We start from the raw sequence: 646 nt of genomic DNA on the forward strand, positions 1-646 counted from the left end.
CTAAAGCCGCACGAGTCGCTTTTCCACCCCGCGCTAAAGCAGCAGGGCTATCAAGCTCCCGACCTATTCACGTATTCTTGCCTAGTATTTCGGTGTCGTACCATTGCCAAAACTCGGAGACGGTAGGAATACGGTCTAATGCTTCCCTGACCTTGTGAGCCTTCTCTACGGCTTGGATGACTCCCATAGGGGTGCAATCCACTCCACAAGGTTTAGGAGAGCGCTTGCCCGTCCCCGGCTGCTTGAATTGCAGGTAGAGGTGGTATCGTCCCCCTTTTTCCTTTTGGAGCTTAAGCCTCACCCCCCGGGGACAATCCTCTCGGTGAGTATGGTATGCTGCCAGGAACTTCTGATAGGACTCGTCATAGAGTCCGTCCCCCCCTACAGTTGGAGGCTTTGAGTTAATACTCATTTTTTACTCACTCTTGACTCGTTGTGCAGTATGAGTAGATTTTAGCAACGGTAGAATGGGGGTTTAAACCTAATTAGCAGGTTCAAGTCCTTTCGTCCGCATCGATCGCCCCGGACGATTCCTTCCGTCAGTCAAACAGGCTGAGAACGAGCGATCACGCCATTTCCTCGATCAAAAATAATCCCGCCACGGAATTTCCCGCCGCGTCCAGGGGGGGAGAATAACAGGCGATCG

At 52.3% G+C, this 646-nt stretch carries 1 protein-coding gene; it reads right to left on the minus strand.

Translation table 11 applies throughout. The features are described from left to right. Nucleotides 1–566: 566 nt before the first annotated feature. Nucleotides 567–644: a hypothetical protein gene (locus AC0QHF_RS08795; RefSeq protein WP_375341410.1), complete on the minus strand. Its 78-nt coding sequence runs from the start codon at nucleotides 642–644 to the stop codon at nucleotides 567–569. Between the last annotated feature and the right edge of the window lie 2 nt (nucleotides 645–646).

The sequence above is a fragment of the Lyngbya sp. CCY1209 genome (genome assembly GCF_055795065.1).